Origin of the sequence: Acidovorax sp. LjRoot117 (assembly GCF_964252695.1) — a bacterium.
GTDB lineage: Bacteria > Pseudomonadota > Gammaproteobacteria > Burkholderiales > Burkholderiaceae_C > Acidovorax.
The window spans coordinates 519,407-535,733 of sequence record NZ_CAXUPO020000001.1; the positions used below are offsets into that span (position 1 = coordinate 519,407).

Consider the following 16,327-nt stretch of genomic DNA (forward strand, 5'->3'; position numbering starts at 1 on the left):
GAGCCTATTCAGAGGTGAGAAGATTTCGAACGGGGAAAACATGAAAGACCTGCTAATTGCTGCGGCGCTCGCGCTGCCCCTGATCGTTCACGCCCAAGACTGGAAGCAAGAGCCCGACACGGTGCTTGGCATAGCCCTAGGCCAGCCGCTCGACAATGACGCGATCAAGTCGTGCGGCGGCGTGCAGGCCCAGGACGAGCAGCCTGCAATCTCCGTCTGCGCCCTCGACAAGCCGCGCTTTGGCGATGGGCCCATCCTCCTAAGCGGCATACCGATCGCTGCATTCAAGACCGGCGCAGTCATGCGCGAGGGCGGTGTCGTCTCGCAGATCGAGTTGGCCGGCAGTAACGACCGCTTCGACGAGGCGAAGCAGATCCTCGCCGAGCGCTACGGAAAGCCCACAAAGGTCGGCAAGTCCACAGTGCAGAACCGCGCGGGCGCGAGCTTCCAATCTGAGCAGCTGACCTGGCGCGGCAAGAAGGTGCTACTGGTGCTCGACCAGCGCGCAGGCAACGTGACTGACTTCGTGGCCACGTTCACACACCTGGATACCGCAGCCAAGACGGGCGCGGCCACCGATGGCAAGGTGAAGCGCGAAGCCTCCAGGCTCTAACCGCATGAGCGGTCGGAAAATCAATGACGCGGAGCACTGACTATCCGCAAAGGAGAGAGGGATGAAGGTTTGGATGATTGCGGGCGCGGCCGCATTGGCGCTGGTCGCGTGCGGTTCGCACAATGAGGCCAAAGAGGCCATCAAGAAGCTGCTGAACGATCCTGAGAGCGCCCAGTTCAGTGATATGCAGGACGGCAAGGGCAAGGGAGACGTCTGCGGCATGGTGAATGCCAAGAACCGCATGGGCGGCTACGTCGGCAAGACGCCATTCCTGTTTGAGAAGCGCACCGAGATGGCCGTCATCGTGAAGCCCCCAGAGGACTCTGATTTCCGCTCGCTGTGGCTGGGCATCAAGCTCAACAACTTCTCGGAAGACCTGACCAAAGTCCTGATGCAGTGTCGTGCGGTGGACCAATGGGATGCCGTTTGCGGCACACCCCTGCCGCAGCGGACACACCCCTTCTGCCCAGTGGTGCAAGGAGACGCAGGGGCGATCTATTCAAAACTGCGCGACGCATACGACAAATGACCGACGCCACCCAGATCGAGGCCCTGATGCTGGTCCTGCAGACCATCGTGGACGGCCACCCGCGGCCGGCGCTGGTGCTGGCCCAGGTGGATGGGCTGATCGCCGAGATGCAGGTCAACGCAGAGAATAGCCTGCAGCTGCAGGCAGCCGACCCGCTGCGCGAGGCAGTGGAGCAGGTCAGGGCGAACCTGTTTTGAGCATAGAGGTGCGCAATCCTGGGTGAATGCGTAGGTCTATGAATGGCCGTAGGAAACGAAGAACAAGGGCCTGTACGGCCAAGGGGTGAGGGATGACAGACGACCAGATTTATCGCCTGGACCAGCTGGAGCGCTCGGCGTCAGAAGCGAGTGCCACGTTGCATGCCATCGAGGCGCAAATGCAGCGCTGGGAAGACAACCAAAAGTGGCAGATCAACGACCTGCGCGACTCGGTGAAAACAGGGCTCGCCCCTTTGAATACGGCGAGCGCGCTGGTCATCGGCCTGCTCGTGTATATCGCGTACAGGTTGAGTTGATAGGACTACGGAAATGGCAACTATCAAACCCGCAATCGGCGCGCCGCCTTCGGTGAAGCCTTCAGGTCACAAGACATCCGTCGAAGCGGCTGAAATGCTGCGCCAAATGGAGCGTACGCCAGGCGTGAATTCGCCTGACATTCAGGAAGCGATCAGAAATTTGCGTCGCACGCTCGGTCAGATAGAAGAGCGAAACACTTCGGGTGGCAGCGCAGGCAACCAGCCCCCGCGCGACCCTCCGGTTGCGCCGCCCGCCCCGCCAGAAGACAATGGCGGCATGGAACAACGTCTCAAGGATCTGGAAACCTTCGCCTTTGATGCGAACGGTCGCCTTGCGCGCATTGAGACGAAACTCGACCATGTTGACAAAGAAGTCAGCCAGATCAAGTGGTGGATCGTGGCCCAGATCGCCGCCCTGTTCCTCGCAGTGGTTGGCACTGGGATTGCCGTTCAGCAGATGACGGTGGCCACCTTCCAAGGCGCAGCCCAAGTGTCTAAGGACTCTGCCCCAGCCGCTCCGGCGCAACAGCAGCCAATCATCATCAACGTCCCGGCAGCTGCGCCGGCGGCAAAGCCTTGACTCATGCCGCTGCAGTCCACGCAAGCTCAGCTCAGGGCGATGTCTGACCCGGCACTGATTGAACATATGGCCGGATGGCGCGAGAATTCTGCCGAGTGGCTACTGGCAAAGCAAGAGTTTGACCGGCGTGCGGCTAGAGGCTCCGAAATCCGCGGGTGGGTCGCCATCGGCTTGTCCATCCTGGCTATTCTCATTTCGGTTTTCGCCTTGGTGAAGAAATAGCCGCAAAGCGATTCCCCCCTCGCCCCACTCAGCCGTTACCCCTGGCGGCCCCGACATACTGTAGATTCATACAGGTCATGTCGCTCCAGATTTCCAGCCCCACCCCGGCCACCATCCTGCTGCTGTACTGCAAGGGAGCCCGCCGGCCGTTCGCGGGGAAAGCGCACGAGTGCACCGGAGATCTGACCGTGGTGCGCCTGGAGGGCCGCTTCGGCACCGTCCCCGCTCTGCACTTGGCCAGCTTCACCCCCCAGCGCCTGTTTGAGCCGCGCATCGTGGACATGGTGTCCGGCGCGCTGGAGGTGCACGGCCTGGAGAAGACCCCCGAAGGCGACTGGGTAGCCCAGGCCTGGCGCTTGAAGTTCGAATAGACAAGGAATGCCCCGATGACCCAACCAGCTGATCACCCCACCCTACTCCGCACACCGACCTGGTACGGCGGCCCGCCAGACGAGAAAAAGCTCCCGCTGCCGGCGGCCGAGTACGACGTCGAGCATTTCCAGCTGCAGCGCGAGGGCCGGACTGATGACCCGCGCACTATCGTGACCGTTCGGGCCACAGGCGACATCGTCTATCAGGGGATCGGGCCCGCCGAAGTCCTGGTGTCGCGCGCGCCGTTCTGACAGGAAGCCGTCCGACACCGCAGCCGCGCACCCGACCGTACTATCCCCATGCCGCTATCCCTTTGGCGGCGATCCCTCCCTTCTTGCCACGCGCAAGTTCAAGCCCACCCACTGAGGTGGGCTTTTTTTCGCCTGCGCATTCGCTACTGACCAACGAGTCACAAATAATCTAGCGCTACACTAGCGTAACGCTTGACGATCTATGTCTTTTCGCTAGAATTGACCCCAAGCCGCAACCAAAGCGGCCCAGGGTGAAGCGGATCGGCGCACACCGGCAGGTTCCTTAAAAACTGAGAGACGGGTTGGCGCGAGTCAACCAACAGCAGGGGCGCCCGATGACTTACCGGACCACGCCGCTGCTAGCCGGGGCCTGTGACAGGGGGAGATATCGGCGACCGCACCAAGGGGTGTTGGAGAAATCAAGAGGGCTTTCCACCGAGAGCCCTGCTGATTTCAACCAAGGGGCAAGACATGCACAACACATTCACCCCAGTACGCGTTTGCAACTGGAAAGAGCGCGTGCAGGGCGGCTACAAGCTGCATAGCGGCTGGGCGCTGCAGGACAGTGCTGGCCGGCTGGTTTCCTTCACCCCAGGCAAGCCCTGGCTACCGCGCGGCGGAAAGGCTGCGGCGGAGATGGTTGCGGCCGCAGGACTAGCCGACTACGCGACAGTCGATGCTCAAACATGAGCGCGCCCCGCAGCGGGGATGTCATCACGTACATCAAGCCCGACGGCACAACCGCGCAAGCCACGGCAATGCGAGTGGAAGGCAACTTGTGCTGGACCGACTACCACGACGGGAACGATGTCGCGCCATTCATTTGGCGGTTTGCTGAAGGGCTCAACACGCTGCACGACTGGCCTGGAAAGCACCAGAAGTAGCCCAGCCCTTCCCACGAGGGGCTAGCCCAAGTACCTGTGACAGAGGTACTTGGTCTATTTAACCAAGGAGAGAAGCATGGGAATTTCGATGGATGCAATGTTGCTGTACGGCGTTGGCTTCGACGAACTGTCGGAGCTTGAAGACTTGGGTGAGCTGCTGGACAACGGCGAGATGGACTACGCATCGCCGTACTACGACAGCCCGCGTGATGAATGGGTGGTCGGCGTCGCTCTGCCATCCGAGATCCCGGGAGAGGCGGAGATGTTGGAGTTCATCCGCCAGGCAAAGGCCGAATTCGAGAGCATGACTGGCGGCTTGCCTGGGCGGCTCATCGTGTCACCAAACATCACCTAGCGCCCCACCCCATTCAGTGAGTGGGATGAGGCTTTAACCAACAAGGAGAAATACATGAGAGGTTCACGTTCAGCGCTTTTGGCTGATGCGGCGATGGCGATGGTTAGTGCGGGAAACACAGCGGAGGTGTGGAGCGATTCATTTTCACCACCTGCAGATAAAGCTTCTAGCGCAGCAAACCGCCGCGCTCCCGGTGCACACAAGGCCGCACATCGTGCCGCAATGAAGCTGCGCCGCGTCAAGAAGCACAAGGCGCGCTGCAGTTAACCCCTACCCACCCCATTCAGCGAGTGGGATGAGGGGGCTTGTATGGACGGCGGCGTGGATGGACACGCTAGGTACAAGTGGATCGATTGGGCGAGCAAACATAACCGGTGTGGCAACCGGAAGCCGCAACCGCTTGACGACAGAAGCCCGAACGGGGACGCGCCCCAGCCAGTGTCGAGTCTGGCCCGTCCATACAAGCCCCCTCGGATCAATGAACCATGAAGGAGATGAGAGATGTTCGGAATGCTTGAATCGCTGGCGAAAGCCGCAACCGCTGTGATCACCGTGCCTGTCGCCGTGGTCGCCGATGTCGTGACGATGGGCGGCGTGCTCACCGACAAAGACAAGCCTTACACGGCAGAGGCAGTCGAAGACTTTGTGGACAACATCAAGGACGCTGCGGCACCTAGTCGCAAGTAGCCGCCAAACCACCTGGGCGGGATGCCCAGGACTTTCATGGAAACACCATCTACCTCGAAAGGGTCAGAGGCGGTCTAGGCCGGGTAGCCCCGGTGGTGTTTCCATGATGGTGAATGCATTACCGCGCCGGTAGAAGTCCGGGGCCATCCCCCCACACAACCACCAAGCCGCACTGAGCGGCTTTTCTTTTTTGGAGAGCCACATGGCATTGACGTTCGTGAACATCGATGGCGAGGTGCTGCCCGACCCGGTGGCGCTCAAGAAATACACCAAGGCGCCGCCCAAACCTAAGGCGGAAGAGAAGAGCTATCACAAGGGCTGGCGTGTCATCGGCATCCCGCCCGGGGCGCTTGAAGAAGCTCGCGACGACCACCGCCGCGTCGTTGAGATGGCTGCGAAGTCCGGCGGGCGCGAGATCAAGCCGTTCGATGAAGCCAACTGGCTGCAGAACCACCGCGGCAAGCCGGTGCGCGCAAAGCCCTACGAGATCAAGAGCAGCGCCGAAGAGTGCGCCGCACTGGCTGAAAAGGGCGGGTGGCTTCGTGTGCGCGTCGAAGAGATGAAGCGCGAAGTCAGCAAGAACCCCAGTTCGGCATTTGCATAGGAGTCCCCATGGACAACGTCAACGAGACGATGCAGGACTACCTGCGCCCGCATCTTCCCTGGACCGCGGCCGAGCGCGAGGCTCTGGCCCAGGTGGAGGCCCGCAACCGCGCCGAAGACCAGCGCCGACTGCAGCGCGCGGTGCAGGACCAGCAGCAGCACTACCAGAATATAGGAGTGTTGCCATGAACACCGCCTACGCATGGATGCTCGCGCCGTGGGTTGCCTTTGGCATCGCGGCGCTGGCCGGGGCCGAGTCCGACGCCGAACCGACCGAGCTGCAGCAGGCCGCGCACTCCCGCGACTTCGCTGCACGCGCTGTCTGCCAATGGCAGGCCTTTGAGTGGGATGGCGATGTGCTGGTGTGCCACCGGGAGCGGCGGCCATGACCACATACCTGATCGCACACGTCGGGCACACCGGCAAGTCGGACGAACACATCTGCTGGTGGAAGCCAAACAGCTGTGGATACACGATCTGCGTGGACAAGGCGGGCCGGTATTCTGAGGCAGAGGCGCGCACCATCTGCACCACATCCGAATGCATCGCAGTCCCGCTGGACGATGCCGTCAAGCTCGCCCGCTCCACGCCCTACTACCGCCAGCCCAATGGCACGCTGGCAAAGCTCTACGACGGCGGCCCACACCGGCCCGTCGAGAACAGCAGCAAGGCATGGTCGTCCATCAAGCTGGCTGCGCTGGTGATTGGCAAGTACGCGAAGCCGACGCCCATGGCGCCGTCCAAGGCGCGGGCCATCTATCTGGATTCGCTGCCATGAACCTCGCAGACCTGACCGACCGCGAGAAGGACCTGCTTGAACTGCTGCAGGAAACGGGCGAAGAGCTGCAGCGCTACCGCTGCGGCGACAACCGCGCGCTTCGCACTGTCCGCGAGATGCGGGGCCAAACCGAGGACGACAAATGACCGAACACGACGACATCGACCTGAGTCCGGGCGAAAGCCTGCTGTTCTGGTGCACCACCTGCATCGCCATCTTTGCAGTCGGCGGCTTCTGCGCCGGGCTGCTGTACCCATTCACCTGAGAACAACACCATGAGCGAAACCACCGACATCGTCCTGCTGCCACCAAAGGAAACAGCGCTGCAGGTCTACACCGCGCCCCAGGGCCTGGATCCATACCTTGCCAAGATCAAGGAAGAACTGGACGCCTTCGTGCCCGATGTGTCCACCAAAAAGGGGCGCGACGCCATCGCCTCGATTGCCTACAAGGTGGCGAAAGGCAAGACGGCGCTGGACAACATCGGCAAGGAACTGGTGGCCGAGCTTAAGGATGTGCCCAAGAAGGTCGACGCCGAACGCAAGCGCATGCGCGACTTGCTGGACCAATGGAAGGACGAAGTGCGGGCGCCGCTCACCGCCTGGGAAGAGGCCGAGGAAGCGCGCAAGGCAGAGCATCAGGCCTGCATCACCCGCATCCAATTCTTTGGCCAGGGCTTCGATGGCGTGGACGCCGCAACGCTCAAGCAGCGTGTTGAGGTGCTGGAGGCCATTGCCATCGGTGAGCACCTCGAAGAGTACGAGGCCGAAGCCCACCGGGCCAAAGCGAAGGCCCTGGACGCCCTGACGGCCGCCGTGACTGCCCGCGAGAAGTACGAAGCCGAACAGGCCGAGCTCGCCAAGCTGCGCGCGGAAGCCGCCGCCCGCGAACAGAAGGAACGCGAAGAGCGCATTGCCCGCGAGGCTGCGGAGCGCGCCCAGCGTGAAGCCGAAGCAAAGGCCCAGGCCGAACGCGAAGCCTCGATCAAGCGCGAGGCCGAGGCCGCCGCAGCTGCAGAGCGCCGCGAGTTGGAACTAAAGCTGGCGGCGGAGCGCGCAGAGCGCGAGAAGGCCGAAGCCATGCGCCGCGAAGAGCAGGCCAAGGCAGATGCGGAGCGCCGGGCCGCCGCAGCGGTTGAAGCCGAGCAGCGCCGCGTAGCCGCCGCCGCGGAGGCCGAGGCCCAGGAAGCCAAGCGCCGCGAGCGCGACAAGGCGCACAAGACCGCCATCAACCGCGCAGCCATGGAGGCATTCATGGCTGGCGGCCTGACCGAGGAATGCGCCAAGACCGCTGTGACCCTCATTGCCAAAAAGGCCATCCCGGCCGTGTCTATCACCTACTGAAGGAAGACCATGAACGCACCCACTACCGCCGAAGCCGACGTGCTCGAAATGGCGCCCATCGAGCGCCCGGCCCAGCCCCTGGCGATGCAACAAACCGGAGCACTCGCCGCCAATTCCCCGGTGGCAATGATGCTGGCCGCGCGCGCCCAGGGCGTCAGCCTGGAAGAGTTCGGGAAGATGATGGACCTGCAGGTTCGCTGGGAAGATCGCGAAGCGGAGAAGCTCTACAACGCCGCGTTCGCCGCATTCAAGGCTGAGGCAGTGCGCATCGTCAAGGGCCGCAAGGTCAGCGATGGACCACTGAAGGGCCGCGACTATGCAGAGCTCCACGACGTAGTGGACGGCGTGACCGAGGCCCTATCAAAGCACGGCCTCAGCACCTCCTGGAAGGTGACGCGCGACGAAAAGGATTGGCTCGAAGTCACCTGCACCTTGAAGCATGTCGGCGGCCATAGCGAAGTCGTGAGCATGGGCGGCCCGCCAGACGCGGGCGGCGCCAAGAACCAACTGCAGGCCCGCGCCAGCACCATCACCTATCTGGAACGCTACACGCTCAAAGCCATCTGCGGCGTAGCCGAAGGCGGCGATGACACAGACGGCAACCCACCAGCAGCCGTCGTTCCCCTGGACCTGCTGGCCGCAGCGCGTGAAGCCGCGATGGGCGGTTGGGCTGCGCTCAGCAAGCACATCAAGAGCCTGTCACCAGCCGACCGCGCAGCGCTGGAACCAGAAAGCTACGCGCTCAAGAAGGCCGCGAAGGCCGCAGACGAAAAGGGTAAGCAATGATCCACCACAACCACGAACAAGGCAGCGAAGCCTGGCTGGCCGCGCGCAAGGGCTGCATCACAGGCTCGCGCTTCAAGGACTGCCGCGACAAACTCAAGAGCGGCGGCCCCTCCAAGGTATGCATCGCCTACGCCCAAGACACGGCACGCGAGCGCGTGGGCGGCAGCGCTCCAGCCAAGTTCCAGAACGCCGCCATGCGCACAGGCACAGAGCAGGAGCCGCTGGCCCGCCTGGCCTACGAGCGCCGGACCGGCAACCTCGTGGAAGAGGTTGGGTTCTTCACCACGGAAGACGGCCTTTTCGGCCTCAGTCCAGACGGCCTCATTGACGACGACGGTGTGCTGGAGATCAAGACCATGGTGAGCAGCGACACGCTGTTTACCGCAGTGGCTGATGGCGACTTGTCGGCCTACATGGACCAGTGTCTTGGCTACCTGTGGCTGCTGGGCCGCCAGTGGGTGGACCTTGTCCTGTGGGTCCCCGATCTGGACCTGATGGTCATCCACCGCATCAACCGAAACGAGGACGCCATCGAGGCGCTGGAGTCGGACCTGATGGCCTTCGCGCGCACCGTGAAGCAGTACGAAACCACTCTGCGCGACGCCATCGCCGCGAACAACGAACAGGCCCTGCAGGCCGCTTGAAAGACAACATGACCATTCTGACCGGACTCTTCACCCTTGGCCGCGACGCGGAACTGCGCACCACCCAGAACGGCGATCAGGTCGCAACCCTGTCCCTTGGCTACAACTACGGCCGCAAGGACCAGAGCGGCAAGCAGCCAACACAGTGGATCAAGGTATCGCTCTGGGGCAAGCTTGCCGAGGCCCTGCATCCCTATCTGCTCAAGGGCAAGCAGGTAGACGCCGTGCTTGAAGACGTTCACATCCGCACCTACGACAAGCAGGACGGCACCCAGGGCTACAACCTGGAAGGCCGCGCTCTGAAGATCGAGCTCGCACGCGGTCAACGCCAGGAAAGCACTGCTACGCCGCCCCCTGCCCCGCGGCCAGCGCCAGCACCGCGACCCGCTCCTGCTACATCGGCCGGCAGTGGCTTTGACGACATGGACGACGACATCCCGTTCCGCGACCCACTGAGCTATCGCGGCGCCCATCTGGTGCTGTAGCCACCCCTCCACCCCAGCCCGCCTAGCGGGCTTTCTTTTTGGAGCAGACATGGAACATAAAACCGACACGGACGCCGGGCGCGCGGCGTTTGAGGCGTATCTCAAGGACTGCGACCTCCACGCCATCGTCCCCGATGTGGGCGGCGCTTTTTTCGCAGCCTTCCAAGCTGGCCGCGCATCTCTCGCAGCAAGTGCTGGAAGCCAGGGCATCAACGGCCAGCTCTACACGGCACTGAACAACCTGTTCTCCCATCTGGGCATGGAAGGCTGTATCACCTCAGACCATGCGTTTGTGTGGGACGCGATGACCGCGCTCAAGCGCATCGACGGTGGCGTGCATCTGGACAACTTGGCCGTGCCAGTTGACCCTGACGCTCACCGCGACGACATGCTGGCGGCGGTGCAATTGCTTGAGGCCGGAGAGTGGGCAGAGCACTTCGCGAAGACACCCATCGGCATGCGCCTGGAAGACCAGATCACCAAATTGCACAACGAGGTCGCAGCAAGTGCGGGGAGTGAGCCTGTCGCGTGGACAACGGGCCTGAGGTGGCTCGGTACTCCGCGCCAGCAATCAGAAACGGTGGTGAAGTTGACGCGGGAGGCGCAACCAGAATACGGCTTCACAGTCCCCCTCTTCACCCACCCCTCTCCCCCAGAGGGAATGGTGGGAGGGTGGATCAGCGTGGATGAGCGATTGCCTGAACTCTACAAGCGAGTCCTGGTGATCACAACGGACTGCGATGACGAACCGTATGCCACCCCGGCCCACTACAACGGACCCGGCAAATTCCTGGCGACTGGCGGCCATCGCTTGGCTGTTGCCACCCATTGGCAAGAGATTGAAGCGCCCCCAGCGGGGTGGAAACTGCCGCCCGCAAAGCCTCGCGTCAGCCATCGCAGAAAGCCCGCCCCTCCCATCGCCGCTGGTGGCGGAAAGGAGGCAACATGAGCGCCGTTCTGAGCCCCTGCGGTCTGTACCGATACCGCTTGGAGCGCACTGTTGCCATGGAGGGTCCGGTGTATGCGTTCTTCGGCATCAACCCCAGCACGGCGGACGCCAATCTTGACGACGCCACCGTGCGCAAGTGGATCGGCTTTTGCAAGCGGTGGGGCGCCGCGCGCTTCGTCGTGGGCAACGTGTGGCCCTTGCGCTCTACCGATGTTCGGGCGCTGGCATCCGCGCCGCGCTGGATTGGAATCGGGGCAACAAACCAGCACCACATCCTGGCGATGACCGCCGAGGCAGACATTCTCGTGCCGTGCTGGGGCGACCGCGCCAAGGTCCCGCGCGCCATGCACAACGAGCTGGACGAACTGCTGTCGCTGCTGCGTGGCACCGGCAAGCCACTTCGCCACTTCGGGCTCACGAAAGGCGGCGATCCAAAGCACCCGCTGATGCTGGGCTACGACACACAACTGCAGGAATTTGCACCATGACCCCAACCACTCCCATCGCGGCAGTGCCCGCCCAAACCGATGTACTGACCGGCGATGAGTTGCGCAAAATCGCTCGCTCTGCACGTACCAGCGCCAGTGATCCCGCGAGCCCAGAAGAACTCGTGCTGGCAGGATGGCGCGCCGCCCTCGCAGCGCAAGGGGCAGCAGAGCGGGCGGTGCCTGCCGCGGCGGTCGAACGCATCGTGCACCTGCGCGCCAGCCGCGAGAAACGCATCTACGTTGCTGGCCCGATGACCGGCCTGCCCGATTTCAACTTCCCGGCGTTCAATGCTGCCGCCGCCGCACTGCGTGCCGATGGGTGGCACGTCGAGAACCCCGCGGAGCACGGCCATGTCGAGGGCGCTGGCTGGGCTGACTATCTGCGCTACGACCTGAGCCGCGTGGCGACATGCGGCGCGGTGTACCTACTGCCGGGCTGGTCGAAGTCGAAGGGCGCGCAGCTGGAGGTGCACGTTGCTGGTGTGCTGGGCCTGCAGCTCATCCTGGCTGATGGCGCAGAGCCTGTCCAGGCGGACAGCGGGGTGCAGGAGGATGCTGGGCTGCTGCGGTATGCACTGGCAGACGGCGGCAACCAGCGTATGAACTGGCAGGACGTCTACGACGGCTGGAATGGCGAAGGCTATTTTCGAGACGCGCTCATGGTCGCCATGACCGAGGACGCAGCCCTGGCCGCGAAGGGGCAGAAGCCATGAGCGTCAAAGGCAAGACGAGGTGGTTTCCTCGAAAAACTCACCCCGTGCGGAACGGAACTTACGAATGCCGAGTTCGTTTGGCCGGAGGGGTGGTCGCACTGTGGGACTTGGAGTGGGACAGCGTTGGCTTTCTTGTGCCGTTCCCCATGATTGTTTTCCACTGGCGCGGCATGACGCGAGCCGCACACAAAGCGCAAATGAAAGGGTCCACCCATGGCAACTGACACCACCCCAGCACCCACGGATGCGGAGCTGATGGCCGTCATCAAAGAGGCGTCGCGCGGTGGAGCGATACGGCGAGAGGGATCGACTTCGCTGCGCATCGCCCGTGCCGTCCTTGCCAAGTGGGGCGCCCAGCCTGCAGCAAGCCCGGCGCCAGTAGTGGCGCGAGAGCCGCTGACCGTGGACGACTTGGCTCAGGAAATCCGTCGCGTAGATGGCGCTCACTCGCTCGGGGCTGGCGCGTTGGCGGAAGCGCTCATCCTGTGGTTACAAGCCCGCGGCATCACATCGAAGGAAGGAGACACCAAATGCTGACACCTGAGCGCATTACCGAACTGCACGCGAAGTGGAAGCGCGAGCCAAATTCTGGGTGGAAGGACTTTGCACGGGCTGTCGAGGCCGAGGTGCGCAAGGAGGATGAGGCGCTGATCCGGCAGATGCTGGAGGCGCTGGACGATGGGACAGAGCACAACGAGCAGTGCAAGACCAACTTTTGGCGGGTGCCTTGCGACTGCGGCAAGCGTGCGGCCATCGCCGCCGCCAGCGCCCACCTGGGCGAGAAGGAGAAACCAAATGCTGACAAGTGAACGTATCCGCGAGCTGTGGGAGAACTACAGCCCGACACAGGGGATTGAGAGCTTTGCACGCGCAGTCGAGGCCGCTACGCTCGCCAGAGTCACCTCTCTGGTGCAGCAGGCCGAGCGCTATCGCATGTTACGTCGGGGCCAACATTGGAGCGTGGTTGATGGCATCGGCAACACGCTGCGCGCGGAAGATCTTGATGCAGCCATAGATGCCGTGTTGGCCAGAAACGCCATTGAGCGCCCTATGGTCGACAAAGAATTGCTTGAGCTTGCTGCTAAGGCGGCGGGACAAGAGCGCAGCGCGGCTGGAGACCTGTGGAGCAATGCGCAAGGTCAATTGTGGAACCCGCTGCTAGATGATCGCGATGCTTGGCGTCTGGCCATGAGGCTGCATTTGGACATTGAACAAAGCAACCCACTGGACAACACGCGGTATGTGTCCGTTTCGCGCTGTGGCATTGAGATGGTTCACGGTCCGGTGCGCGTTACGGAAGAGTTTGAGGATGAATCAGGTCGCAATGACGCCACACGTCGAGCCATCGTCCGAGCTGCCGCTGAAATCGGAAGGGCCATGCCATGACCCGCCGAGCAATCCGCCAAGAGCGCCGCGCCCAGGAGGAAGCGAAGTGGCAGGGCTTTGAATCAGACTGGCGCGACCAGCGCGACACCGAAGACGACGAACTACCCGAGCGGGATGACGAGCCCGTGCCATCAAACACGCTGCAATAGCTATGAAAAACAGTGAATCACTTACCTCTGCGCGCCTGCGTGAGATTGTGTCCTACGATAAAAGTACAGGCATATTTATCAGCCGGATTGATATTGCAGGCAACGTTTTTACAGGCAAGCCGCGGGGCACGATCTTGCATCGTGGCTACATTGGTATCCGCGTAGATGGGCGTCGCTACCTAGCGCACAGACTTGCTTGGCTCTATGTGCATGGTGTTTTTCCGGATGGCTATATAGACCACATAAACGGAAATACGTCAGACAACAGGATTGAAAATCTACGAGCAGTGACGCAATCAGAAAACATGCACAACACGAAACTCCGTCGCGATAACACAAGTGGTTTTCGAGGAGTTTCAATGAACAAGCAAACCAAACATTGGGTGGCGCAACTACGCTTGCAAGGCAAGGTAATTTGCCTTGGCACGTTTGCAACGCCAGCAGACGCCTCGGCCGCATACGAAAAAGCTCGACCGAAAGCATTGCTGAGGCGAGACATCCCCACAACATAAGAAACCACTGAGCCCTACGGGGCTCTTTTTTATGCCATGACCGCTTACTACAACGAGATCGATCCGTATGCGGCCCAGTGGCTGCGCAACCTCATCAACGCCGGGCACATCGCACCTGGCATCGTGGACGAAAGGAGTATTGAAGATGTCTACCCCAGCGACTTGCGCGGCTTCACCCAGTGCCATTTCTTCGCAGGCATTGGCGTGTGGTCCCATGCCCTCCGGTCTGCCGGATGGAGCGACGACCGACCTGTTTGGACTGGTTCCTGTCCGTGCCAACCTTTCAGCGCGGCAGGCAAGGGAGCTGGGTTTGATGACGAGCGGCACCTGTGGCCAGCCTTCCACCACCTCATCAAAGAGTGCCGCCCTGCAATCGTCTTTGGAGAGCAGGTTGCGAGCTCTGACGCAGGGCCTTGGCTCGACCTTGTACAGGATGACCTGGAAGCCATGGGCCACGCCTTCGGGGCGATCCCGTTTCCGTCTGCGGGCGTCGGTGCTCCGCACATCCGAGACAGGCTCTACTGGGTGGCCGACGCCAACGGCAGCACTGGCCGACAAGGGAGTGCGCACCTTCGAGGGCGGTTTGCTGGAGGCGATGCGCAACCATGGGCCGGACTTGGCGGCAGCGGCCTGCCTGGCGGGCTGGCCCACCAGCACGGCGGCGGACTCGGAGCGATGCCCATCGCCGAACTTCACCACGCCGAACATCACCCTGAACCATGCGGCGGTGCTGGCCGGCTGGCCGACGCCTCTGGTGGGGAGCACTTCGCCAGCGGCGCATGGGCAGATCAGCGGGCAATGGCGGGAGGCGATGGAGCCCTGCAAGCCGCACCCCGAGCACCCGGCCCGACTAACGGCCTCTGGGCAGATGCTGACTGGCTCTTCTGCCGGGATGGAAAGTGGAGGCCAGTTGAACCCGGCTCATTCCCGCTGGTTGATGGGGCTCCCGGTGGATTGGGACGAGTGCGCGCCGATCAAGAACGCCTCGCCGCGCTCGTCCCGCGCAAAGACCAAGGCAGTCGAGTCGGCAGGCTCCGCGCCTACGGCAACGCCATCAACGCCAAGGCCGCGCAAGCCTTCATCGAATGCGTGATGCACGCCTAACCACACAGCCCCGCCAGCCGGGGCATTTCTTTTTGGAGGTCAGATGAGCGACATGTTTCTTGATGGCGCGGAGTTGCAGCGCCTCACCGCCAGACGCTTCAAGTCCAAGCAGATCGAATGGCTGCGCAAGGAAGGAATACCATTTCGCGTGAGCGCCACTGGACACCCTGTAGTCACCCGGGGCGCCATCGAGGGCAAGAAGGAAGAGCCCGCGCAGCCCCAGCGCTGGACGCCGCGCGTCGTAGGAGCACACTGATGGGCCGCAAGCCGAGTCGCTGGACAAACCTGCCGCCGGGCATGCGTGCGCGCGAGCGCGGTGTCAAGGTGCACTACTACCTGGACACCGGCGGCAAGCCCCGCAAGGAGCTGCCGCTGGGCTCGGACTACGTGCTGGCGGTGGCCAAGTGGGCCGAGCTTACCAGCAAGAAGACGCCCGCCGGCGGGGTGCTGACCGTGCCCTACGTCGTTGAGCGGTACTTCGCAGAGGTCGTCCCGGCCAAAGCCAGCGACAGCCAAAAAAGCGACAACCAGGAGAAGGGCTGGGTGCTCAAGTTCTTCGGCGACCCGCCCGCCCCGCTCGAAGGCGTGGAGCCCCAGCATATCCGGCAGTTCATGCGCTGGCGCGCAGCTGAGGCCCGGGCCGCTGCGGTCGCCAAGCATGCGGTCCGCAAGGATGGGAGGCCGCCGGCTGAGATCCCGGCCACGTTCGGCCAGGTGCGGGCCAACCGCGCGAAGGCTCTCGTGTCGCACATGTGGAACTGGGCCCGTGAGGAGGGCATCACCCGGCTGCCCAATCCCTGCGCGGGGGTGAAGCGCTTCACGGAGACCGGGCGAGACTCGGCCCCGGATGCCGCCATGGTGCAGAAATTGATGGACGTGGCGGACCTGCCGCTGCAGTTCGCGATGCGCCTGGCGGATCTGATCGGCCAGCGGCCCGCCGACGTGCGCAAGATCAGGGAATCGGATATCCGGGATGGACTCTTGCACGTCCGGCAGGGGAAGACCCAGGCCAAGCTGCGCATCGAGCTGGTGGGCGGCCTGGCAGAACTCATCGACGAGATCCGAGCGCACAAGAAAAAGCTGAGCACCATCGCGGGCGAACTGCTGGTGAACGAGGCCGGGCAGCCGCTCAGGGCCGACGCGCTGCGCTACCGGTTCGACCAGGCGCGCGCCAAGGCAGGCATCCCAAAGGCCGACTTCCAGTTTCGCGATTTCCGGGCCAAGGTGGCCACCGACACCGACGAAGCGTCCGGCACCCGGGCCGCGCAGGCACTGCTGGGCCACACCACGGAGGCCATGACGGCCGACTACATCCGCCACAAAGTGGGCCGAAAGGTCAAGCCGTCGCGGTAGTTTTGCGGAACAAGGTGAGAAATTGCG

At 62.8% G+C, this 16,327-nt stretch carries 33 protein-coding genes; all 33 read left to right on the top strand.

The window, feature by feature from the left end; genetic code table 11:
- The first annotated feature begins 40 nt into the window (after window positions 1-40).
- The 33 genes from ACSQ3D_RS02420 to ACSQ3D_RS02580 all read left to right on the top strand — a co-directional run bounded on the left by ACSQ3D_RS02420 (window position 41) and on the right by ACSQ3D_RS02580 (window position 16,300).
- Window positions 41-613 (top strand): hypothetical protein, encoded by a 573-nt coding sequence (locus tag ACSQ3D_RS02420; RefSeq protein WP_436125816.1) that lies wholly within the window; start codon window positions 41-43, stop codon window positions 611-613.
- A gap of 61 nt (window positions 614-674) precedes the next feature.
- On the top strand, window positions 675-1,142 hold the full coding sequence (locus tag ACSQ3D_RS02425) for a hypothetical protein (RefSeq protein ID WP_436125817.1): 468 nt from the start codon (window positions 675-677) through the stop codon (window positions 1,140-1,142).
- Window positions 1,139-1,339, top strand: coding sequence for a hypothetical protein (locus tag ACSQ3D_RS02430; RefSeq protein WP_436125818.1), 201 nt, complete (start codon window positions 1,139-1,141; stop codon window positions 1,337-1,339). The genes ACSQ3D_RS02425 and ACSQ3D_RS02430 overlap by 4 nt, the downstream gene beginning before the upstream one ends.
- A 92-nt stretch (window positions 1,340-1,431) precedes the next feature.
- Window positions 1,432-1,656, top strand: coding sequence for a hypothetical protein (locus ACSQ3D_RS02435; RefSeq protein ID WP_436125819.1), 225 nt, complete (start codon window positions 1,432-1,434; stop codon window positions 1,654-1,656).
- A 13-nt stretch (window positions 1,657-1,669) separates the two neighbouring features.
- Window positions 1,670-2,236: a hypothetical protein gene (locus ACSQ3D_RS02440; protein WP_436125820.1), complete on the top strand. Its 567-nt coding sequence runs from the start codon at window positions 1,670-1,672 to the stop codon at window positions 2,234-2,236.
- Between the two features lie 3 nt (window positions 2,237-2,239).
- Entirely contained in the window at window positions 2,240-2,458 is a 219-nt protein-coding gene (locus ACSQ3D_RS02445; RefSeq protein ID WP_436125821.1) for a hypothetical protein, read from the top strand.
- Window positions 2,459-2,535: 77 nt separating this feature from the next.
- Window positions 2,536-2,829 (top strand): hypothetical protein, encoded by a 294-nt coding sequence (locus ACSQ3D_RS02450; protein WP_436125822.1) that lies wholly within the window; start codon window positions 2,536-2,538, stop codon window positions 2,827-2,829.
- 15 nt (window positions 2,830-2,844) lie between these two features.
- A complete protein-coding gene (locus tag ACSQ3D_RS02455; protein ID WP_436125823.1) occupies window positions 2,845-3,081 on the top strand; it encodes a hypothetical protein in 237 nt (78 codons plus the stop codon).
- 471 nt (window positions 3,082-3,552) lie between these two features.
- The gene (locus ACSQ3D_RS02460) at window positions 3,553-3,771 is read left to right on the top strand and encodes a hypothetical protein (RefSeq protein WP_436125824.1); all 219 of its coding nucleotides are present in this window, start codon (window positions 3,553-3,555) and stop codon (window positions 3,769-3,771) included.
- Window positions 3,768-3,965: a hypothetical protein gene (locus ACSQ3D_RS02465; protein WP_436125825.1), complete on the top strand. Its 198-nt coding sequence runs from the start codon at window positions 3,768-3,770 to the stop codon at window positions 3,963-3,965. Before ACSQ3D_RS02460 ends, ACSQ3D_RS02465 begins: the two co-directional genes overlap by 4 nt.
- Before the next feature lie 76 nt (window positions 3,966-4,041).
- Window positions 4,042-4,320: a hypothetical protein gene (locus tag ACSQ3D_RS02470; RefSeq protein WP_436125826.1), complete on the top strand. Its 279-nt coding sequence runs from the start codon at window positions 4,042-4,044 to the stop codon at window positions 4,318-4,320.
- A gap of 501 nt (window positions 4,321-4,821) precedes the next feature.
- The gene (locus ACSQ3D_RS02475) at window positions 4,822-5,007 is read left to right on the top strand and encodes a hypothetical protein (protein WP_436125827.1); all 186 of its coding nucleotides are present in this window, start codon (window positions 4,822-4,824) and stop codon (window positions 5,005-5,007) included.
- Window positions 5,008-5,224: 217 nt separating this feature from the next.
- Window positions 5,225-5,611, top strand: coding sequence for a hypothetical protein (locus tag ACSQ3D_RS02480; protein ID WP_436125828.1), 387 nt, complete (start codon window positions 5,225-5,227; stop codon window positions 5,609-5,611).
- 8 nt (window positions 5,612-5,619) lie between these two features.
- Window positions 5,620-5,799, top strand: coding sequence for a hypothetical protein (locus ACSQ3D_RS02485; protein ID WP_436125829.1), 180 nt, complete (start codon window positions 5,620-5,622; stop codon window positions 5,797-5,799).
- Window positions 5,796-5,999, top strand: a complete 204-nt coding sequence (locus ACSQ3D_RS02490) for a hypothetical protein (protein WP_436125830.1) — start codon at window positions 5,796-5,798, stop codon at window positions 5,997-5,999. The genes ACSQ3D_RS02485 and ACSQ3D_RS02490 overlap by 4 nt, the downstream gene beginning before the upstream one ends.
- Window positions 5,996-6,388, top strand: a complete 393-nt coding sequence (locus ACSQ3D_RS02495; RefSeq protein WP_436125831.1) for a hypothetical protein — start codon at window positions 5,996-5,998, stop codon at window positions 6,386-6,388. Before ACSQ3D_RS02490 ends, ACSQ3D_RS02495 begins: the two co-directional genes overlap by 4 nt.
- A complete protein-coding gene (locus ACSQ3D_RS02500) occupies window positions 6,385-6,534 on the top strand; it encodes a hypothetical protein (protein ID WP_436125832.1) in 150 nt (49 codons plus the stop codon). The genes ACSQ3D_RS02495 and ACSQ3D_RS02500 overlap by 4 nt, the downstream gene beginning before the upstream one ends.
- Window positions 6,531-6,653 carry a hypothetical protein gene (locus ACSQ3D_RS02505; protein WP_436125833.1) on the top strand — a complete coding sequence of 41 codons (123 nt, stop codon included), beginning with the start codon at window positions 6,531-6,533 and terminating at the stop codon, window positions 6,651-6,653. The genes ACSQ3D_RS02500 and ACSQ3D_RS02505 overlap by 4 nt, the downstream gene beginning before the upstream one ends.
- Window positions 6,654-6,663: 10 nt before the next feature.
- Complete coding sequence (locus ACSQ3D_RS02510; protein WP_436125834.1) at window positions 6,664-7,731, top strand: hypothetical protein; 1,068 nt, start codon at window positions 6,664-6,666, stop codon at window positions 7,729-7,731.
- A 9-nt stretch (window positions 7,732-7,740) separates the two neighbouring features.
- Window positions 7,741-8,517, top strand: a complete 777-nt coding sequence (locus tag ACSQ3D_RS02515; protein WP_436125835.1) for an ERF family protein — start codon at window positions 7,741-7,743, stop codon at window positions 8,515-8,517.
- Window positions 8,514-9,161, top strand: coding sequence for a lambda exonuclease family protein (locus ACSQ3D_RS02520; RefSeq protein ID WP_436125836.1), 648 nt, complete (start codon window positions 8,514-8,516; stop codon window positions 9,159-9,161). The genes ACSQ3D_RS02515 and ACSQ3D_RS02520 overlap by 4 nt, the downstream gene beginning before the upstream one ends.
- An 8-nt stretch (window positions 9,162-9,169) precedes the next feature.
- The gene (locus ACSQ3D_RS02525) at window positions 9,170-9,646 is read left to right on the top strand and encodes a single-stranded DNA-binding protein (protein ID WP_436125837.1); all 477 of its coding nucleotides are present in this window, start codon (window positions 9,170-9,172) and stop codon (window positions 9,644-9,646) included.
- A 49-nt stretch (window positions 9,647-9,695) separates the two neighbouring features.
- Window positions 9,696-10,595 carry a DUF551 domain-containing protein gene (locus ACSQ3D_RS02530; RefSeq protein ID WP_436125838.1) on the top strand — a complete coding sequence of 300 codons (900 nt, stop codon included), beginning with the start codon at window positions 9,696-9,698 and terminating at the stop codon, window positions 10,593-10,595.
- Entirely contained in the window at window positions 10,592-11,083 is a 492-nt protein-coding gene (locus ACSQ3D_RS02535) for a DUF1643 domain-containing protein (protein ID WP_436125839.1), read from the top strand. The genes ACSQ3D_RS02530 and ACSQ3D_RS02535 overlap by 4 nt, the downstream gene beginning before the upstream one ends.
- Entirely contained in the window at window positions 11,080-11,796 is a 717-nt protein-coding gene (locus ACSQ3D_RS02540; RefSeq protein ID WP_436125840.1) for a DUF4406 domain-containing protein, read from the top strand. Before ACSQ3D_RS02535 ends, ACSQ3D_RS02540 begins: the two co-directional genes overlap by 4 nt.
- A gap of 213 nt (window positions 11,797-12,009) precedes the next feature.
- Window positions 12,010-12,333, top strand: coding sequence for a hypothetical protein (locus tag ACSQ3D_RS02545; protein ID WP_436125841.1), 324 nt, complete (start codon window positions 12,010-12,012; stop codon window positions 12,331-12,333).
- Window positions 12,327-12,605 (top strand): hypothetical protein, encoded by a 279-nt coding sequence (locus ACSQ3D_RS02550; RefSeq protein WP_436125842.1) that lies wholly within the window; start codon window positions 12,327-12,329, stop codon window positions 12,603-12,605. The genes ACSQ3D_RS02545 and ACSQ3D_RS02550 overlap by 7 nt, the downstream gene beginning before the upstream one ends.
- Window positions 12,592-13,182 (top strand): hypothetical protein, encoded by a 591-nt coding sequence (locus tag ACSQ3D_RS02555; protein WP_436125843.1) that lies wholly within the window; start codon window positions 12,592-12,594, stop codon window positions 13,180-13,182. The genes ACSQ3D_RS02550 and ACSQ3D_RS02555 overlap by 14 nt, the downstream gene beginning before the upstream one ends.
- Complete coding sequence (locus ACSQ3D_RS02560) at window positions 13,179-13,331, top strand: hypothetical protein (RefSeq protein WP_436125844.1); 153 nt, start codon at window positions 13,179-13,181, stop codon at window positions 13,329-13,331. Before ACSQ3D_RS02555 ends, ACSQ3D_RS02560 begins: the two co-directional genes overlap by 4 nt.
- 2 nt (window positions 13,332-13,333) lie before the next feature.
- A complete protein-coding gene (locus ACSQ3D_RS02565) occupies window positions 13,334-13,843 on the top strand; it encodes an HNH endonuclease (protein WP_436125845.1) in 510 nt (169 codons plus the stop codon).
- A 36-nt stretch (window positions 13,844-13,879) separates the two neighbouring features.
- A complete protein-coding gene (locus ACSQ3D_RS02570) occupies window positions 13,880-14,947 on the top strand; it encodes a DNA cytosine methyltransferase (RefSeq protein ID WP_436125846.1) in 1,068 nt (355 codons plus the stop codon).
- 43 nt (window positions 14,948-14,990) lie between these two features.
- Complete coding sequence (locus ACSQ3D_RS02575; protein ID WP_436125847.1) at window positions 14,991-15,203, top strand: DUF4224 domain-containing protein; 213 nt, start codon at window positions 14,991-14,993, stop codon at window positions 15,201-15,203.
- Entirely contained in the window at window positions 15,203-16,300 is a 1,098-nt protein-coding gene (locus tag ACSQ3D_RS02580) for a tyrosine-type recombinase/integrase (protein ID WP_436125848.1), read from the top strand. Before ACSQ3D_RS02575 ends, ACSQ3D_RS02580 begins: the two co-directional genes overlap by 1 nt.
- The last annotated feature ends 27 nt before the right edge of the window (window positions 16,301-16,327 follow it).

Bases quoted from the DNA above. Each gene is read 5' to 3' on its own strand.
- ACSQ3D_RS02570 (WP_436125846.1), top strand. From the start codon at position 13,880: ATGACCGCTTACTACAACGAGATCGATCCGTATGCGGCCCAGTGGCTG.
- ACSQ3D_RS02565 (WP_436125845.1), top strand. From the start codon at position 13,334: ATGAAAAACAGTGAATCACTTACCTCTGCGCGCCTGCGTGAGATTGTG.
- ACSQ3D_RS02535 (WP_436125839.1), top strand. From the start codon at position 10,592: ATGAGCGCCGTTCTGAGCCCCTGCGGTCTGTACCGATACCGCTTGGAG.
- ACSQ3D_RS02420 (WP_436125816.1), top strand. From the start codon at position 41: ATGAAAGACCTGCTAATTGCTGCGGCGCTCGCGCTGCCCCTGATCGTT.
- ACSQ3D_RS02425 (WP_436125817.1), top strand. From the start codon at position 675: ATGAAGGTTTGGATGATTGCGGGCGCGGCCGCATTGGCGCTGGTCGCG.
- ACSQ3D_RS02580 (WP_436125848.1), top strand. From the start codon at position 15,203: ATGGGCCGCAAGCCGAGTCGCTGGACAAACCTGCCGCCGGGCATGCGT.
- ACSQ3D_RS02470 (WP_436125826.1), top strand. From the start codon at position 4,042: ATGGGAATTTCGATGGATGCAATGTTGCTGTACGGCGTTGGCTTCGAC.
- ACSQ3D_RS02460 (WP_436125824.1), top strand. From the start codon at position 3,553: ATGCACAACACATTCACCCCAGTACGCGTTTGCAACTGGAAAGAGCGC.
- ACSQ3D_RS02465 (WP_436125825.1), top strand. From the start codon at position 3,768: ATGAGCGCGCCCCGCAGCGGGGATGTCATCACGTACATCAAGCCCGAC.
- ACSQ3D_RS02430 (WP_436125818.1), top strand. From the start codon at position 1,139: ATGACCGACGCCACCCAGATCGAGGCCCTGATGCTGGTCCTGCAGACC.
- ACSQ3D_RS02435 (WP_436125819.1), top strand. From the start codon at position 1,432: ATGACAGACGACCAGATTTATCGCCTGGACCAGCTGGAGCGCTCGGCG.
- ACSQ3D_RS02500 (WP_436125832.1), top strand. From the start codon at position 6,385: ATGAACCTCGCAGACCTGACCGACCGCGAGAAGGACCTGCTTGAACTG.
- ACSQ3D_RS02555 (WP_436125843.1), top strand. From the start codon at position 12,592: ATGCTGACAAGTGAACGTATCCGCGAGCTGTGGGAGAACTACAGCCCG.
- ACSQ3D_RS02440 (WP_436125820.1), top strand. From the start codon at position 1,670: ATGGCAACTATCAAACCCGCAATCGGCGCGCCGCCTTCGGTGAAGCCT.
- ACSQ3D_RS02455 (WP_436125823.1), top strand. From the start codon at position 2,845: ATGACCCAACCAGCTGATCACCCCACCCTACTCCGCACACCGACCTGG.
- ACSQ3D_RS02575 (WP_436125847.1), top strand. From the start codon at position 14,991: ATGAGCGACATGTTTCTTGATGGCGCGGAGTTGCAGCGCCTCACCGCC.
- ACSQ3D_RS02515 (WP_436125835.1), top strand. From the start codon at position 7,741: ATGAACGCACCCACTACCGCCGAAGCCGACGTGCTCGAAATGGCGCCC.
- ACSQ3D_RS02525 (WP_436125837.1), top strand. From the start codon at position 9,170: ATGACCATTCTGACCGGACTCTTCACCCTTGGCCGCGACGCGGAACTG.
- ACSQ3D_RS02520 (WP_436125836.1), top strand. From the start codon at position 8,514: ATGATCCACCACAACCACGAACAAGGCAGCGAAGCCTGGCTGGCCGCG.
- ACSQ3D_RS02540 (WP_436125840.1), top strand. From the start codon at position 11,080: ATGACCCCAACCACTCCCATCGCGGCAGTGCCCGCCCAAACCGATGTA.
- ACSQ3D_RS02475 (WP_436125827.1), top strand. From the start codon at position 4,822: ATGTTCGGAATGCTTGAATCGCTGGCGAAAGCCGCAACCGCTGTGATC.
- ACSQ3D_RS02450 (WP_436125822.1), top strand. From the start codon at position 2,536: ATGTCGCTCCAGATTTCCAGCCCCACCCCGGCCACCATCCTGCTGCTG.
- ACSQ3D_RS02445 (WP_436125821.1), top strand. From the start codon at position 2,240: ATGCCGCTGCAGTCCACGCAAGCTCAGCTCAGGGCGATGTCTGACCCG.
- ACSQ3D_RS02550 (WP_436125842.1), top strand. From the start codon at position 12,327: ATGCTGACACCTGAGCGCATTACCGAACTGCACGCGAAGTGGAAGCGC.
- ACSQ3D_RS02560 (WP_436125844.1), top strand. From the start codon at position 13,179: ATGACCCGCCGAGCAATCCGCCAAGAGCGCCGCGCCCAGGAGGAAGCG.
- ACSQ3D_RS02545 (WP_436125841.1), top strand. From the start codon at position 12,010: ATGGCAACTGACACCACCCCAGCACCCACGGATGCGGAGCTGATGGCC.
- ACSQ3D_RS02505 (WP_436125833.1), top strand. From the start codon at position 6,531: ATGACCGAACACGACGACATCGACCTGAGTCCGGGCGAAAGCCTGCTG.
- ACSQ3D_RS02510 (WP_436125834.1), top strand. From the start codon at position 6,664: ATGAGCGAAACCACCGACATCGTCCTGCTGCCACCAAAGGAAACAGCG.
- ACSQ3D_RS02495 (WP_436125831.1), top strand. From the start codon at position 5,996: ATGACCACATACCTGATCGCACACGTCGGGCACACCGGCAAGTCGGAC.
- ACSQ3D_RS02530 (WP_436125838.1), top strand. From the start codon at position 9,696: ATGGAACATAAAACCGACACGGACGCCGGGCGCGCGGCGTTTGAGGCG.
- ACSQ3D_RS02490 (WP_436125830.1), top strand. From the start codon at position 5,796: ATGAACACCGCCTACGCATGGATGCTCGCGCCGTGGGTTGCCTTTGGC.
- ACSQ3D_RS02485 (WP_436125829.1), top strand. From the start codon at position 5,620: ATGGACAACGTCAACGAGACGATGCAGGACTACCTGCGCCCGCATCTT.